Here is a 14,598-nt window from a genome sequence, read left to right on the forward strand (position 1 = left end):
CCCCCCCCCCCCCCCCCCCCCCCCCCCCCCCCCCCCCCCCCCCGCCAGCGGAGAATTCCATGTTTGAAAAAATTCTGATTGCCAACCGGGGCGAGATTGCCCTGCGTATCCAGCGCGCCTGCCGCGAAATGGGCATCAAGACCGTGGTGGTGCATTCCGAGGCCGACCGCGAAGCCAAGTACGTGAAGCTGGCCGACGAGTCGGTTTGCATCGGCCCGGCGCCTAGCGGCAAGAGTTACCTGAACGTGCCGGCCCTGATCGCCGCCGCCGAAGTGACCGACTCCCAGGCCATCCATCCGGGTTACGGTTTTCTGTCGGAAAACGCCGACTTCGCCGAGCGCGTCGAGCAGTCCGGCTTCGTGTTCATCGGCCCGCGTCCGGACACCATCCGCCAGATGGGCGACAAGGTGTCCGCCAAGAACGCGATGATAGAGGCCGGCGTGCCCTGCGTGCCGGGCTCCGACGGCGCCTTGCCGGACGATCCGGCCGAAATCGTCAAGATCGCCAAGAAAATCGGTTTCCCGGTGATCATCAAGGCCGCCGGCGGCGGCGGCGGTCGCGGCATGCGCGTGGTGCATACCGAAGGCGCGCTGATCAATTCGGTGCAGATGACCCGCACCGAAGCCGGCGCGGCTTTCGGCAACCCCACCGTCTACATGGAAAAATTCCTGGAAGAGCCGCGCCACATCGAAATCCAGATTCTGGCGGACGAATACGGCAACGCCATCTATCTGGGCGAGCGCGACTGCTCGATGCAGCGCCGCCACCAGAAGATCATCGAGGAAGCGCCGGCGCCGGGCATCACCGACAAGCAGCGCCAGAAGATAGGCGAAGCCTGCGCCGAAGCCTGCCGACGCATCGGCTACCGCGGCGCCGGCACGTTCGAATTTCTGTTCGAGCGAGGCGAGTTCTACTTCATCGAGATGAATACCCGCGTGCAGGTTGAGCACCCGGTGACCGAGATGATTACCGGCATCGACATCGTGCAAGAGCAGATCCGCATCGCCGCCGGCGAGAAACTGCGCTACAAACAGAAAGACGTGGTGTTGCGCGGCCATGCGATGGAGTGCCGGATCAACGCCGAGGACCCGTTCACCTTCGTGCCGTCCCCGGGCAAGATCGAAAGCTACCATCCGGCCGGCGGCCCGGGCATTCGCATCGATTCGCATATTTACCAGGGCTACACCGTGCCTTCGCATTACGATTCCATGGTGGGCAAGCTGATCGCCTTCGGCGATACCCGCGAGCAGGCGATGGCGCGGATGCGGGTAGCGCTGTCGGAAATCTCCATTTCCGGCATCAAGACCAACATTCCGCTGCATCAGGAACTGTTCATGGACGCGGCCTTCCAACGCGGCGGCACGTGCATTCACTATCTGGAGCAGCGTTTGTCGCAGCAGAAAAAGGGGGGCGCGTAATGGCCTGGCTGCAAGCCACCATTGACGCCGAGTCAACCGTTGCCGAGCGTCTGGCCGACGCGTTGATGGACGCCGGCGCGCTGTCCACCGCGATCGAGGACGCTTTTGCCGGCACCGAGCGCGAAGAGCCCATTTTCGGCGAGCCCGGCGAGCCGGTGGACAAGCTGTGGAGCCGCAGCCGCATCATCACCTTGTTTGATGAAGCGGCCGACGTGGCCCTGCTGATCGCCGCCGCCGCCAACGCCTGCGGCCTGAACCTGCCCAGCTACAACGTGGAGCGGGTGGAAGAGCAGGATTGGGTGCGTCTGACCCAGTCGCAGTTTGATCCGATCCGGATTTCGGACCGGCTGTGGATCACGCCGACCTGGCACGAACCGCCGGCGCCGAACGCCGTCAACCTGCAACTGGACCCGGGCCTGGCTTTCGGCACCGGCAGCCATCCCACCACGCGCTTGTGTCTGCAGTGGCTGGACGCGCATCTGCAAGGCGGAGAAAGCGTGCTGGACTACGGTTGCGGCTCGGGCATCCTCGCCATCGCCGCGCTGAAGTTGGGCGCGGTCTCGGCCTTGGGTGTGGATATCGACCCGCAGGCGGTGCGGGCCAGCCAGGACAACGCCGAGCAGAACCAGGTCAAGGCGGATTTCCGCCTGCCGGACCAGAACCCGGAAGCGGTCTACGACGTGGTACTGGCCAATATTCTGGCCAATCCGCTGCGCATGTTGGGCCAGTTGCTGGCGAGCCACGTCAAAACCGGTGGTAGAATCGTGCTTTCAGGCATTCTCGCCGAACAAGCCGAAGAATTGTCGGCCATCTACGAACAATGGTTCCAGATGGACGCTCCGGTGTTCGACGAAGGATGGACCAGACTGACAGGAACCCGACGTCCCACGGTATGACATATACGACACAGTGCCCCAATTGCCAGACACGCTTCAAGGTCAATGATGCCCAATTAGCGGCCGCCAATGGCTTGGTGCGCTGCGGGCGCTGTTCGCATGTGTTCAACGCCACCGAGCACTTCGTCGCGGCGGAAGCGCCGCCGGCGGAGCCCCCGCGCGCCGTGGCGCCGCAGCCGGCCGTTCCGCAGCCGGCTGCCCAGCCTCGCGAGGCGCTGGACGATTTCGAGCTGGAAGTGCCGGATTTCGATCCGGGCGCCAGCGCGGCGGAAGCCCCGCCGGACGAATTGCTGATGCCCCCGCCGATGGCGGAGGAGGCCCCGGCCGCCCGCGCCGACGTCGAGGAGTTCCAGCGCGCTTTGGCGGAGGCGATGCAGAATCGCCATGTCAGCGCGCCGCTGGGCAACCCGTTTGACGCCGAGCCGCCTGCCGCCGCGGAGCCCGCGCCGGAAGTGTTCGGCAACCGTCGTCGCCCCGCGCCGGAACCGGAAGCGGAACCCGCGCCGGCAGCGATTGCTGAGCCCAAGTTTGAAGAGCCCCCCGCCAGACCGATGCAGGAAGCGCGCGTCGAGCCGCTGTCTAGCCACCGTGAAGACGAGCCGGACGAGTCGCCGCGTCGACGCCATCCGGCGCTAACCTTCCTGGCCGTCCTCGCCTCGGTGATAGGCGTGCTGGTGTTGGCCGGCCAATTGGTGTATTTCAACCGCACCCGGATCGCGGCGGAAGTGCCGGAGCTGCGTCCGACGCTGGAAAGCCTGTGCGGCGCCGTAGGCTGCGCGGTGCCTTGGCCCACCGACATCGCCCGCGTGCGCACCGAGTGGTCGGAATTGGCCTTCGTCCCGGATTTCCCCAATCTGATCCAGTTATCCGCCACGCTGAAGAACCACGCCACTTACTCCCAGGCCTATCCGATGCTGGAAGTGACCTTGAAGGATTCGGACGACCAAGTGCTGATCCGCAAAGTGTTCGCGCCCAAGGAGTATTTGAAGCCCGACGATTTCAAGCTGGGTCATTTCAACGCCAACAGCGAGGTCAAGGTGACCATGCGCTTGGATGCGGGCAAGGTGCATGCGATGGGGTATAGCTTGTATTGGTTCTACCCTTGAACCATTGATCATCGTTTCCAATACGACAAACAGGCCGGCAAATGCCGGCCTGTTTGCTTTTCCCGCTCAGAGCCTGTTCAAAGTCTCGCGAGCAAGGGTGAGACAAGGCGAAAACGAGCGAAAAAGCGGAATGTACACGTGGTGCATGAGCATTTTGATCTTGTACTCACCGTGCAACGCTCCACGAAGCGCAGCAGACTTTGAACTGGTTCTTAGAACAACCTTATTGCCTCGCGGTGCGGGTATTCCCCACCGGCATCTCGCCGCAATTGCTGCGGAAGGGGTTGATGTCCAGCCCGCCGCGGCGGGTGTAGCGCGCGTAGACGGTGAGCCGGCTGGGCGCGCAGGCGCGCAGCAGATCGGTAAAGATGCGTTCCACGCATTGCTCGTGGAATTCGTTGTGCTGGCGGAAGCCTATCAGGTAGCGCAGCAGCGCCTCGCGGTCCAGTCGTGGGCCGGTGTAGCGGATCTGCACGCTGCCCCAGTCCGGTTGGCCGGTGACCAGGCAGTTGGATTTCAGCAGATGGCTGCACAGGGTTTCGCTGACGACATCGTCGGCGTCGGCGCGCAGGATCTGCGGGCAGGGCGCGTAGTTATCCACCTCGATGTCCAGATCGTCGATGCAGTCGCCGGCCAGTTCGGCGATGGTTTCGCCGCCAAACTCTTGCGGCAGCATGATGTCGACGCCTATCGCCTTGCCGGCGGCGGCGGATAGGTCGTCGGCCAGTTGGCGGCGCAGCGCGTCCAGGCCGGCCATCCGGGTCTGGTTGTAGCTGTTCAGATAAAGCTTGAACGATTTGGATTCGATCAGGTTGGGGCTGTCGGCGGGGATGCGGAAGGTGGCGATGCCCACCTGCGGCTTGCCGCGTGCATTGAGCCAGGACAGCTCGAAACCGGTCCAGATGTCCACGCCGGCAAATGGCAGCGCGGCGGCGTCCACGCCGATTTCATCGCGCTTGACTTGGCGGGGGATCGGAAACAGCAGGTCGGGGGCGTAATGGTCCTGGTAGCTGACGGTTTTGCCCAGAGGCGATTGCTCCGGGGACATGGCTTGAGTGTTCATGGCTTGAATTATATCGGTTTTCAAAGCGGCGTCGCTGAGCGTGCCCCGCTTTTTAAAGCAGGCCTTTGCGCCACAGCGCCATCACATCCATGGTCAGCGCCACGCTGCAATGCAAGGCGATGCCCAGCCAGATGGAGCGGTAGCGATAGCTGAGCGCGCCCAGCGCGACGCCGGCGACAATGGCGGCCAGGCTTTCCAGCAGCGGTTTTTCAAAATGGATCATGCAGTAGGGCAGCACCATCACGAAGACGGCGCTGACGCCCAGCCTGGGCTTGAGCCCATGCACCATATAGCCGCGAAAGAAGAATTCCAGCGCGGCGAACTGGGCGAAGTACAACAGCTCCCACAGCAGCCAGTGCGGCCACAGGCTTTCGCCTGCGCTAAGCCGGAAAAAAGGGTAGATCTTCAAAAAGCCCGGCTGTCCCGACGCCCACCACACCAGGGGCAGCATCACCGCGTAGAACAGCGGAAACAGCTTCAGGTCGGTTTTCAAGGCGGCGCGGTCCAGCCAGGCCAGGCCGAAGTCGGCCAGCGGGCGGCGGTCCAGCAGGCGGATGGCCAGCAGCGGCAGCAGGCAGTAGCTGGCGATGCTGGCCAGCGCCCAATAGGCGGCGCGGTAGAGATCGGTGTCCGGGTTGTGCACCACCTGCTGGCGGAAGGACAGGCCCAGCGCCGGCCACGATTGCTGCAGCCAGTCCAGCATCCAGTAGCGGTTGGCGGGGTAGTAGAGCAGGGTCAGGCACAGGCAACTGACCAGCAGCACGCCCGCGGCCTGGCGGTCGGCCGGCGTCAGGGAGGGCGTGCGCGGCAGGCTGCTCATGTTTAGCGTTCGCGGCGCATGAAGTCGCGCGGGCGGAAGCCGAGCGCGAACAGCGCGGCGAAATAGACGACCGCGCCGGCCGTCACCAGCAGGCTGAGCCAGGCCACGCGCTGCCAGGCTGGGCCGTGCCAGTGGACGGGCAGCAGCCATTGCAGCGCCAGCAAGGCGGCGGCCATGGCGGCGATGGCCACGGCCATTTTGCAGAGGAAGCCGCCCCAGCCGGCGGAGGGCTGGTAGATGCCGCGTTTGAGCAGCGCGCGCAGCAGCAGGCCGGCGTTGAGGCAGGAGGCGAGACCGATGGACAGCGCCAGGCCGGCGTGCTTGAGCGGGAACACGAAGGCCAGGTTCATCACTTGGGTCAGGCACAGGGTGATCAGGGCGATGCGCACCGGGGTTTTGATGTCCTGGCGCGCGTAGAAGCCGGGCGCCAGCACTTTGACCAGAATCAGGCCGAGCAGGCCGAAGGAGTAGGCGATCACAGCCTGCTGCGACATCAGCGCGTCGTGGGCGGTGAATTTGCCGTAGGTGAACAGCGTGGCCAGCAGCGGGCCGGACAGCAGGCCCAGGCCCACCGTGGCCGGCACCGCCAGCAGCAACGACAGGCGGATGCCCCAGTCCAAGAGCACGCTGAACTCGCCGTCGGAGCGGGTGGCCGCGTGTTTGGATAGAGAGGGCAGCAGGATGGTGCCCAGCGCCACGCCCAGCACGCCGGAGGGAAACTCCATCAGCCGGTCCGCGTAATACATCCAGGACACGCTGCCGGTGGGCAGAAAGGAGGCGAAGGTGGAGTTGATCAGCAGCGAGATCTGCGCCACCGACACGCCGAAAATGGCCGGCCCCATCTGTTTGATCACGCGCCAGACCGCCGGGTCGCGGAAGGCGAACACCGGGCGCGCCAGCATGCCTATCTGTTTCAGGAAGGGCAGCTGCCACACCAGTTGCACCAGGCCGCCGACAAACACCGCCCAGGCCAGCGCCATGATGGGCGGATCAAAGTGGCTGCTGAAGAACAGCGCGAACACGATGAAGCTGAGGTTGAGAAAGGTGGGCGTGAAGGCAGGAATCGAGAACTTGCCCCAGCTGTTGAGCACGCTGCCGGTCATGGACGACAGCGAAATGAAGAAAATATAAGGGAAGGACACGCGCAGGATGTCGGCGAACAGAGCCGCTTTGGCCGGCTCGCGGTAAAAGCCGGGCGCGGATATCCACATGATCAGAGGCGCGGCCAGCATGCCGACGGCGGTGACCAGCAGCAGCACCGAACCTAGCACGCCGGTGATTTTGGCGACGAATTCGCGGGTTTCCTCTTCGCTGCGCTGGTTCTTGTATTCGCCCAGAATGGGCACGAAAGCTTGCGAAAACGCGCCTTCGGCGAACAGGCGGCGCAGCATGTTGGGAATCTTGAAGGCGGCGTTGAAGGCGTCGGCGGCCATGCCGGCCCCGAAAACGCGAGCGATGATGGTGTCGCGGACCAGGCCCAGGATGCGGGACACCATGGTCATGCTGCTGACAGCAGCCAGAGCCTTGAGCAGATTCATGTTGCGGGTGGTTTATCTAGCGTTGAGCAGGCCCGCTAGTGTACGCCGCCAGGTTTATTGTTGCAAAACCTGAGTTTAGGGCTTAGAATCGCGGGTTTCAGATTCCGCTCATCAGGAGAAAGATTCATGGCTAACAGCGCACAAGCTCGCAAGCGTGCACGCACAGCCCTTAAGCAGCGCGCGCACAACGCCAGCCTGCGTACTGCATTCCGTACTGCAGTTAAGAAAGTGCTCAAGGCAGTTGAAGCCGGCGATAAAGCCGCTGCCAAGGTAGTGTTCCACACTTCCGAAAAAGTGATTGACCGCATTGCTGACAAGGGCGTGTTCCACAAGAACAAGGCCGCTCGTCACAAGAGCCGTCTGTCGGCTCAGATCAAGGCCATGGCCTGATCACAGCCCAGAGCTGAAGAATACGCAAAGGCTCCGCATCGCGGAGCCTTTTGTGTGTCTGGCGCATTGATTTCCCTGGGGGAGGCATGGCTATGTCTGGATGGACGGCATGTGCGCTGGCTTTGTGCGCGGCGCAGACCTTGGCGGCGGAGCTGCCGCAGCAACTGGCCGAGTGCGGCCGCCTGGCGGACGCCAAGCTGCGTTTGGCCTGCTATGACGGACTAGCCGCCGGCCAGCCCGCGGCGGCGGCCTTGCCTTCCCCCGCCGTTCCGTCTCAGGAGCGGCAGGTTTCGGCCGGCGGCGTTCCGCCGGACGCGGCGCCGGCGCCCAGCCGGTTGGCAGAAGCGTGGGACTTGGACGGCCGCTCCCGTGGAGACACATTCGGTTTCCGCTTGTACCGCCCCAATTACTATCTGCCGGTCTGGCAGATGGCCAGGCCCAACAACGAGCCGCAATCGCCAACCCGTTCGCCCAGTCAGACGCCGGGCGGGGATCTGGACAAGACCGAGGCCAAGTTCCAGCTGTCGTTCAAGACCAAGGTGTGGGAAGACATGTTCGATACCCCGCTGAACCTGTGGTTCGCCTACACCCAGCAATCGCATTGGCAAATCTACAACCAGGCGCATTCCGCGCCGTTCCGCGGCACCGACTACGAACCGGAGCTGATCCTGACCTTCCCGTTGCCGTCCGCCTGGGCCTGGGGCGACACCCGGCTGCGCATGGGCGGCCTGGGTTTGTTGCATCAATCCAACGGCCGAGCCAATCCCTTGTCGCGCAGCTGGAACCGGGTGTACGCGATGGCGGCGCTGGACAACGGTCCGTTTACCTTGCAAGGACGCTGGTGGGCGCGGCTGCCGGAGTCCGGCGACAAGGACGACAACCCGGATATCGTGAAATACATGGGGCACGGCGATCTGCAGGCGATCTACCAATATCGCGGCCAGACTTTCAGCGCCTTGTGGCGGCCTAATTTCGACAGCGGCAAGCACGGCCTGCAATTGGACTGGAGTTTCCCGGTGAAGGGCAAGTTGCGGGGTTATGTGCAGGCTTTCGACGGTTACGGCGAAAGCCTGATCGACTACAACGTGCGCACTCGCGCGCTGGGCATTGGCCTGACGATGAGCGATTGGCTGGAGTGAGCCTCGCGAGCTGTCCGGGGCTGGAGTCCGCTGCGCGGCTGCTGGAAAGAATGTGAGCAGGCTGGCAGCGGGCCCGCCCATGGGCGGGCCCTGCGCTTATTGCAGCAGCGCGGCCGCTTGGCGCGCCATCTCGCCCTCCTCGTCGGTGGGCAGCACATAGGCGGCGCGCGCGCTGGCGGCGGTGGTCAGCCGCCTGGCCTGGGCCAGGTTGGCAGCCTGGTCGGCTTCAAAGCCCAGCCAGGCCAGCTGTTGCAGCACTCGGCCGCGCACCTCCGGCGAGTGCTCGCCCACGCCGGCGGTGAATACCAGCGCATCCAGGCCCTTCATCGCCGCGGCCAGGCTGGCCACCTCGCGCGCCACCCGATAGCAGAACAGCTCGATGGCTTCGCGCGCCGCCGGCAAATCGCTGGCCAGCAGTTCGCGCATATCGGACGAGAGACCGGAGACCCCTAGCAGGCCGGAGTTCTTATACAGCTCGCGCCGCACATCGGCCACGCTCATGCCGGCCTGTTCCTGCCAGTAGAGGATGACTTCAGGGTCGATGTAGCCGGGACGGCTGCCCATCATCAGTCCGTCCACCGCGGAGAAGCCCATGCTGGAGGCCATGCTGCGGCCGGCGTCCAGCGCGCAGGCGCTGGCGCCGCTGCCCAGGTGGCAGACCACCACCTTGGCGCGGTCCAGGCCCAGTTCCGGCAGCCGCCGGGCGATTGCGGCGTAGGACAGGCCGTGGAAGCCGTAGCGGCGAACGCCGTCGTCGTGCCAGTGGCGGGCGATGCCGAAGCGGGTGGCCACTTCCGGCTGCTGAGCGTGGAAGGCGGTGTCGAAGCAGGCGAACTGCGGCAAACGGGTGTCGTACTCCTCGAAGGCGGCGATCACGGACAGGCTGACCGGCTGATGCAGCGGCGCCAGCGCCACATAGTCCTCCAGCTGAGCGCGAATGTCGGCGTCCAGCCGCAGCGCGGCGGTGAAGCGGCCGCCGCCGTGCACCACCCGGTGCACCACGGCCAGCGGCTCCAGCTGCTGATCGGCCAGGCTGTTGATCACCGCGGCGATGGCGCTGCCCCGGCTGCCGTCGTCCAGCGCGTGGCGGCTCAGCGTCTGGCCCTTGCCGTCCAGCAATTGCAGTTCCGGCTTGGTCTGGCCAAAGTGGTCCACCATGCCGCGCGCCAGCAACTGGCGTCCATCCGGGGTGAAGGCGCGGAATTTAAGCGTGGAGGAACCGGCGTTAACGGCGAGCAGTACCCGGCTCATGAGCGGGGCCCGCTTTGCCGGCGTTTGTGCGCCAGCAGGTTGGCCACCGCGGCGGAGGCGAGGCGGCCGGTGGCGTCGTCGGCGCGGCTGGTCAGCACGATGGGCGCGCGCGCGCCCATCACGATGCCGGCGGAAGCAGCGGCGGCGAGATAGGTCAGCTGCTTGCCCAGCATATTGCCGGCTTCCAGGTCCGGCACCAGCAGGATGTCCGGGTCGCCGGCCACTGGCGAGACGATGCCTTTGCTGTCGGCGGCTTCGCGCGAGATGGCGTTGTCGAAGGCCAGCGGGCCGTCGAGGATGGCGCCGGTGATCTGGCCGCGATCCGCCATCTTGCACAGCGCGGCGGCGTCCAGTGTGGAGCGCATCGCCGGATTGATGGTTTCCACCGCCGCCAGGATGGCCACCTTGGGCTGGGAAATGCCCAGCGCCTGGGTCAGGTCGATGGCGTTCTGACAGATGTCGCGCTTGGTCAGCAGGTCGGGCTCGATATTGATCGCGGCGTCGGTGATGAACAGATAACGCGGATAGGTTTCCACCTTCATGATCCAAACGTGGCTGATGCGGCGGTCGGTACGGATGCCGGTGCCGCGCGCCAGCGCTTCGCCCATGAATTCGTCGGTGTGCAGGCTGCCCTTCATCAGAATATCGGCGTAGCCTTCGCGCACCAGGGTCACCGCCTGTTCGGCGGCGGCATGGCTGTGCGGCACGTCGACCAGCTCAAAGCGCTTCAGGTCCACTTCCAGTTCGTCGGCCAACTTGGCCAGCCTGGCGGCGGGGGCGACCAGAATGGGAGTGGCGATGCCGTGGTCGGCTGCCTCCACCGCGCCCAGCAGCGCTTCGCGACTGCAGGGGTGGGCCACGGCCATCGGCAGCGGGCCCAGGCCGACGGCCTGTTGGAGGATGTCGGAAAAAGCATGTTCGTCGCGAGTCATGGCGTGCTCCCTCAGGCCTTGATGTGATGGCCGCCATCGACATAGATGGTCTGACCGGTCAGGCCGCGGGCGGCTTCGGAGATGAGGAAGGCGCAGGTGGTGCCCACGTCTTCGATTTCCACCAGGCGGTTCTGCGGCGCTCGCGCGATGGCGTCCTCGATCAATTGATCGAAATGGGCGATGCCGGAGGCGGCGCGAGTGCGCAGCGGGCCGGGAGACACCGCGTGCACGCGGATGTTCTTGGCGCCCAGTTCGCTGGCCAGGTAGCGCGATACGCTTTCCAGCGCCGCCTTGACCGGGCCCATGATGTTGTAGTTCTCCACCACCTTGTCCGCGCCGTAATAGCTCATGGTGATCAGGCTGCCGCCCTGAATCATCAAGGGTTCTGCCAAGCGGGCCATTTCGATGAAGGAATAGCAGGACACGCGCATCGCCTGCTGGAAACCGGCGAGCGAGCAGTCGGTGACGCGGCCGTGCAGGTCGTCCATGGGGCAGAAGGCGATGGAGTGAATGACAAAATCCAGTTTGCCCCATTGCTGGCGGATCGCCTCGAACACCGCTTCCATCTGCCCGGGCTGCTCCACGTCCAGCGGCAGCACCAGCGGCGAGCCCAGTTGGTCGGCCAGCGGACGCACGTATTTTTCCGCTTTCTGGTTCAGGTAGGTAACGGCGAACTCCGCGCCAAGGTCGCGCAATACGCTGGCGCAGCCGTAGGCGATGCTGTTCTCATTGGCGATGCCGACGATCAGGCCTTTCTTGCCGGCAAGAATGTTGCGAATGCTTTCCATCTGACCCTCTTGGTAAACCATGTGACCTCCGGGATTTGCAGGGTTGCAGGGCAGTATTGCGGGCTAATGAAGCAAAGGGATTTTTGTATTGACGATTCAGTCGGATATAATCGACGATTTGGCGGGAACGAAGGCTTGATCTCGAGGCGCTTCGTCCGCATCTGTCCGACTAGGCATGCCGAGCGGAAGTTCTCGCTCGGATAGTGCAGTGCAGCATGAGTTCGGTTTATTATGCCATCATGATTACTGGTGGGGAAGCAAAGCTATGCCAATCTACGAATACCGTTGCGGCGCCTGCGGCGTCGCCAAAGAGCACCTGCAAAAACTCAGCGACGAGCCGATCGCTCAATGCCCTGCCTGCGGCAGCGCCGAGTATCGCAAGCAGCTGTCCGCGGCCGGCTTCCAGTTGAAAGGTTCCGGCTGGTACGCCACGGACTTCAAGGGCGGCGCATCCGGCGGCTCATCCTCCGCATCCTCCGACAGCGCGTCTTCGGACAGCGGCGGCGGGCATAGTTGCGGCACTGGCTGTGGGTGCGCGTAAACCCCAATGACGCCGCAAATCAAAATGACGCTAAAGGGCTATCTGGTCACCGGCTTGCTGGTGTGGTTGCCCCTGGCCGTGACGCTGTGGGTGTTGAACCTGATCGTCACTTCGCTGGACCAGACGCTGAACCTGCTGCCGCAGGAATGGCAGCCGGAGGCCTTGCTCGGCTTCCATCTGCCGGGCCTGGGCGTGGTGCTGTCGGTGATGATTCTTTTGGGCACCGGCATGTTGGCCGCCAATGTGCTGGGCCAGCGCGTGCTGGATATGTGGGACGCGCTGCTGTCCCGCATTCCGGTGGTGAAGAGCATTTACAACAGCGTCAAGCAAGTCAGCGACACCTTGCTGTCCGATTCCGGCCAGGCCTTCAAAAAGGCGCTGCTGGTCCAGTTTCCTCATTCCGGCATGTGGACGGTGGCGTTTCAAACCGGCCCGCTGCCTGATGTCGTGTCCGAATCCTTGTCCGACGACGAGTTCATCGGGGTCTATGTGCCCACCATCCCCAACCCGACCTCGGGTTATTTCGTGATGGTGGCCAAGAAGGACACCCGCAACTTGAACATGAGCGTGGACGAAGCGTTGAAATACGCGATCTCCATGGGCATGGTGGCGCCGAATCCGCCGCCGGCCGCCCAGCGTCCGCGCCTGAACGACGAACATAATCGGCAGGGCTAGACCGACACCCTGTCTAGCCCTTAACGCCTTTCTTTCCCCCGGGCGGGGAAGCCTCAACGAATTTGAATAAAAGGGTTTACCCAAATGCGTACCGACTATTGCGGACTTATTGACAAGAAATACCTCGGCCAGACCGTCACCGTGAAGGGCTGGGCTCACCGCCGCCGCGACCATGGCGGCGTGATCTTCATCGACCTGCGCGACCGCGAAGGCCTGGTGCAGGTGGTGATTGATCCGGACACCCCGGAAGCGTTCCAGCTGGCCGACAGCAGCCGCGGCGAATACGTGCTGTCCATCACCGGCATCGTGCGCGAGCGTCCGGCGGGCACCGCCAACAGCAAGATGATTTCCGGCGAGATCGAAATCCTGGCCAAGGAAATCGAAATCCTCAACGCCGCCGCCACGCCGCCGTTCCAGATCGACGACGAAAACCTGTCCGAGAACGTGCGCCTGACCAACCGCGTGATTGATCTGCGCCGCCCGGCGATGCAGAAAAACCTGCGCTTGCGCTACAAGGTGGCGATGGGCGTGCGCAACCATCTGGACAAGCAGGGCTTCATCGATATCGAAACCCCGATGCTGACCCGCTCCACGCCGGAAGGCGCGCGCGATTACCTGGTGCCGTCCCGCGTGCATCCGGGCGAATTCTTCGCGTTGCCGCAATCGCCGCAGCTGTTCAAGCAATTGCTGATGGTGGCCGGCTTTGACCGCTACTACCAGATCACCAAGTGCTTCCGAGACGAAGATCTGCGCGCCGACCGTCAGCCGGAATTCACCCAGATCGATATCGAGACCTCGTTCCTGAACGAGGATGAGATCATGGACATCACCGAGGGCATGACCAAGGAGATCTTCCGCGACGTGCTGGGCGTGGAGCTGCCGCAGTTCCCGCGCATGACTTACGCCGACGCGATGTTCTACTACGGCTCCGACAAGCCGGACATGCGCGTGGATCTGAAATTCACCGAACTGACCGATGTGATGAAGTCGGAAGAGTTCAAGGTGTTCCGCGGCGCGGCCGACATGGCGGGCGGCCGCGTGGTGGCCCTGCGCGTGCCGGGCGGTTCCGGCCTCAGCCGCAAGGAAATCGACGACTACACCCAGTTCGTCGGCATCTACGGCGCCAAGGGCCTGGCCTACATCAAGGTCAACGACGCCAGCAAGCCGACGGAAGAAGGCCTGCAGTCGCCCATCGTCAAGTTCCTGTCCGAGGGCGGCCTGAAAGCCATCATCGAGCGCACCGGCGCGCAAAACGGCGACATCATCTTCTTCGGCGCGGACAAGGCCAAGGTGGTGAACGAGGCCATCGGCGCGCTGCGCATCAAGATCGGCCACGAACACGGCCTGGCCAACGGCTACTTCGTCAAGGAATGGCGTCCGCTGTGGGTGGTGGACTTCCCGATGTTCGAGCACGACGAGGACGACGATCGCTGGACCGCTTGCCACCATCCGTTCACCAGCCCGAAGCCGGGCCACGAGGACCTGATGGCCACCGATCCGGGCGCCTGCCTGGCGCGCGCCTACGACATGGTGCTGAACGGCTGGGAAATCGGCGGCGGCTCCATCCGTATCCATCGCGCCGACATCCAGGAAAAAGTGTTTGGCGCGCTGAAAATCAGCCCGGAAGAGCAGCAGAACAAGTTCGGCTTCCTGTTGGACAACCTGAAGTTCGGCGCGCCGCCGCATGGCGGCCTGGCTTTCGGTCTGGATCGCCTGGTGACGCTGATGTGCGGCGCGGAGTCCATCCGCGACGTGATCGCCTTCCCGAAAACCCAGCGCGCTCAGTGCCTGCTGACCAACGCGCCCAACGCGGTGGACGACAAGCAACTGCGCGAACTGAATCTGCGTCTGCGCCAGAAGGCCGAGCCGTCCGCTTGATGCCGGTTTGATCCGACGATAACGGCCGTTGCGCAAGCAGCGGCCGTTTTTCATTCTGAGGCTCTTGACGGCCTTGGCTTGAACCTTGCGCTTTTGGCCCAATCTAACAGCAGCCTCATACTTGACGCGAGCGCCTGCCGGGCCGGCATTGCAAAACTTTATC

The 14,598-nt window shown here is 63.9% G+C and carries 14 protein-coding genes; 8 read left to right on the top strand and 6 right to left on the bottom strand.

Annotated features, from left to right (window positions below; genetic code table 11):
* Positions 1–59: 59 nt before the first annotated feature.
* From accC to ACUXV1_RS06505, 3 genes are read left to right on the top strand one after another with little or no spacing between them, the layout of a single operon-like run.
* Positions 60–1,418 carry an acetyl-CoA carboxylase biotin carboxylase subunit gene (gene accC / locus ACUXV1_RS06495; RefSeq protein ID WP_043592857.1) on the top strand — a complete coding sequence of 453 codons (1,359 nt, stop codon included), beginning with the start codon at positions 60–62 and terminating at the stop codon, positions 1,416–1,418.
* Positions 1,418–2,314 (top strand): 50S ribosomal protein L11 methyltransferase, encoded by an 897-nt coding sequence (prmA, locus tag ACUXV1_RS06500; protein ID WP_446014746.1) that lies wholly within the window; start codon positions 1,418–1,420, stop codon positions 2,312–2,314. Before accC ends, prmA begins: the two co-directional genes overlap by 1 nt.
* Positions 2,311–3,420, top strand: a complete 1,110-nt coding sequence (locus ACUXV1_RS06505; RefSeq protein WP_446014747.1) for a DUF3426 domain-containing protein — start codon at positions 2,311–2,313, stop codon at positions 3,418–3,420. The genes prmA and ACUXV1_RS06505 overlap by 4 nt, the downstream gene beginning before the upstream one ends.
* Before the next feature lie 223 nt (positions 3,421–3,643).
* Here the strand turns inward: ACUXV1_RS06505 and queF are convergent, their stop codons facing one another.
* The 3 genes from queF to murJ are packed head-to-tail and all read right to left on the bottom strand — an operon-like array spanning position 3,644 to position 6,841.
* Positions 3,644–4,483, bottom strand: a complete 840-nt coding sequence (gene queF / locus ACUXV1_RS06510) for an NADPH-dependent 7-cyano-7-deazaguanine reductase QueF (protein WP_446014749.1) — start codon at positions 4,481–4,483, stop codon at positions 3,644–3,646.
* Between the two features lie 52 nt (positions 4,484–4,535).
* Entirely contained in the window at positions 4,536–5,303 is a 768-nt protein-coding gene (locus ACUXV1_RS06515; protein WP_446014750.1) for a CPBP family intramembrane glutamic endopeptidase, read from the bottom strand.
* Between the two features lie 2 nt (positions 5,304–5,305).
* Positions 5,306–6,841 carry a murein biosynthesis integral membrane protein MurJ gene (gene murJ / locus ACUXV1_RS06520; RefSeq protein WP_446014752.1) on the bottom strand — a complete coding sequence of 512 codons (1,536 nt, stop codon included), beginning with the start codon at positions 6,839–6,841 and terminating at the stop codon, positions 5,306–5,308.
* Positions 6,842–6,967: 126 nt separating this feature from the next.
* Between murJ and rpsT the strand changes: the two genes are divergently transcribed.
* Positions 6,968–7,231, top strand: a complete 264-nt coding sequence (gene rpsT, locus ACUXV1_RS06525; RefSeq protein ID WP_039756090.1) for a 30S ribosomal protein S20 — start codon at positions 6,968–6,970, stop codon at positions 7,229–7,231.
* Between the two features lie 92 nt (positions 7,232–7,323).
* The gene (locus tag ACUXV1_RS06530) at positions 7,324–8,370 is read left to right on the top strand and encodes a phospholipase A (RefSeq protein WP_446020059.1); all 1,047 of its coding nucleotides are present in this window, start codon (positions 7,324–7,326) and stop codon (positions 8,368–8,370) included.
* A gap of 96 nt (positions 8,371–8,466) precedes the next feature.
* On the opposite strand, the gene ACUXV1_RS06535 is transcribed toward ACUXV1_RS06530, so the two are convergent.
* From ACUXV1_RS06535 to fabI, 3 genes are read right to left on the bottom strand one after another with little or no spacing between them, the layout of a single operon-like run.
* Entirely contained in the window at positions 8,467–9,621 is a 1,155-nt protein-coding gene (locus ACUXV1_RS06535; protein ID WP_446014755.1) for an acetate/propionate family kinase, read from the bottom strand.
* Complete coding sequence (locus ACUXV1_RS06540) at positions 9,618–10,553, bottom strand: phosphate acetyltransferase (protein ID WP_043632128.1); 936 nt, start codon at positions 10,551–10,553, stop codon at positions 9,618–9,620. The genes ACUXV1_RS06535 and ACUXV1_RS06540 overlap by 4 nt, the downstream gene beginning before the upstream one ends.
* A gap of 11 nt (positions 10,554–10,564) precedes the next feature.
* A complete protein-coding gene (gene fabI / locus ACUXV1_RS06545) occupies positions 10,565–11,341 on the bottom strand; it encodes an enoyl-ACP reductase FabI (protein WP_043632752.1) in 777 nt (258 codons plus the stop codon).
* Between the two features lie 265 nt (positions 11,342–11,606).
* Here fabI and ACUXV1_RS06550 point away from each other — a divergent pair, with 265 nt between their 5' ends.
* The 3 genes from ACUXV1_RS06550 to aspS all read left to right on the top strand — a co-directional run bounded on the left by ACUXV1_RS06550 (position 11,607) and on the right by aspS (position 14,435).
* On the top strand, positions 11,607–11,882 hold the full coding sequence (locus ACUXV1_RS06550; protein WP_114153413.1) for an FmdB family zinc ribbon protein: 276 nt from the start codon (positions 11,607–11,609) through the stop codon (positions 11,880–11,882).
* Positions 11,883–11,888: 6 nt separating this feature from the next.
* Positions 11,889–12,557, top strand: a complete 669-nt coding sequence (locus ACUXV1_RS06555) for a DUF502 domain-containing protein (RefSeq protein WP_043632133.1) — start codon at positions 11,889–11,891, stop codon at positions 12,555–12,557.
* Between the two features lie 84 nt (positions 12,558–12,641).
* Entirely contained in the window at positions 12,642–14,435 is a 1,794-nt protein-coding gene (gene aspS / locus ACUXV1_RS06560; protein WP_043632136.1) for an aspartate--tRNA ligase, read from the top strand.
* Positions 14,436–14,598: the final 163 nt, after the last annotated feature.

Source organism: Chromobacterium sp. W521, from assembly GCF_052805975.1.

Coding starts and splice junctions, on each gene's coding strand:
- accC (WP_043592857.1), top strand. CDS start 60: ATGTTTGAAAAAATTCTGATTGCCAACCGGGGCGAGATTGCCCTGCGT.
- prmA (WP_446014746.1), top strand. CDS start 1,418: ATGGCCTGGCTGCAAGCCACCATTGACGCCGAGTCAACCGTTGCCGAG.
- ACUXV1_RS06505 (WP_446014747.1), top strand. CDS start 2,311: ATGACATATACGACACAGTGCCCCAATTGCCAGACACGCTTCAAGGTC.
- queF (WP_446014749.1), bottom strand. CDS start 4,483: ATGAACACTCAAGCCATGTCCCCGGAGCAATCGCCTCTGGGCAAAACC.
- ACUXV1_RS06515 (WP_446014750.1), bottom strand. CDS start 5,303: ATGAGCAGCCTGCCGCGCACGCCCTCCCTGACGCCGGCCGACCGCCAG.
- murJ (WP_446014752.1), bottom strand. CDS start 6,841: ATGAATCTGCTCAAGGCTCTGGCTGCTGTCAGCAGCATGACCATGGTG.
- rpsT (WP_039756090.1), top strand. CDS start 6,968: ATGGCTAACAGCGCACAAGCTCGCAAGCGTGCACGCACAGCCCTTAAG.
- ACUXV1_RS06530 (WP_446020059.1), top strand. CDS start 7,324: ATGTCTGGATGGACGGCATGTGCGCTGGCTTTGTGCGCGGCGCAGACC.
- ACUXV1_RS06535 (WP_446014755.1), bottom strand. CDS start 9,621: ATGAGCCGGGTACTGCTCGCCGTTAACGCCGGTTCCTCCACGCTTAAA.
- ACUXV1_RS06540 (WP_043632128.1), bottom strand. CDS start 10,553: ATGACTCGCGACGAACATGCTTTTTCCGACATCCTCCAACAGGCCGTC.
- fabI (WP_043632752.1), bottom strand. CDS start 11,341: ATGGAAAGCATTCGCAACATTCTTGCCGGCAAGAAAGGCCTGATCGTC.
- ACUXV1_RS06550 (WP_114153413.1), top strand. CDS start 11,607: ATGCCAATCTACGAATACCGTTGCGGCGCCTGCGGCGTCGCCAAAGAG.
- ACUXV1_RS06555 (WP_043632133.1), top strand. CDS start 11,889: ATGACGCCGCAAATCAAAATGACGCTAAAGGGCTATCTGGTCACCGGC.
- aspS (WP_043632136.1), top strand. CDS start 12,642: ATGCGTACCGACTATTGCGGACTTATTGACAAGAAATACCTCGGCCAG.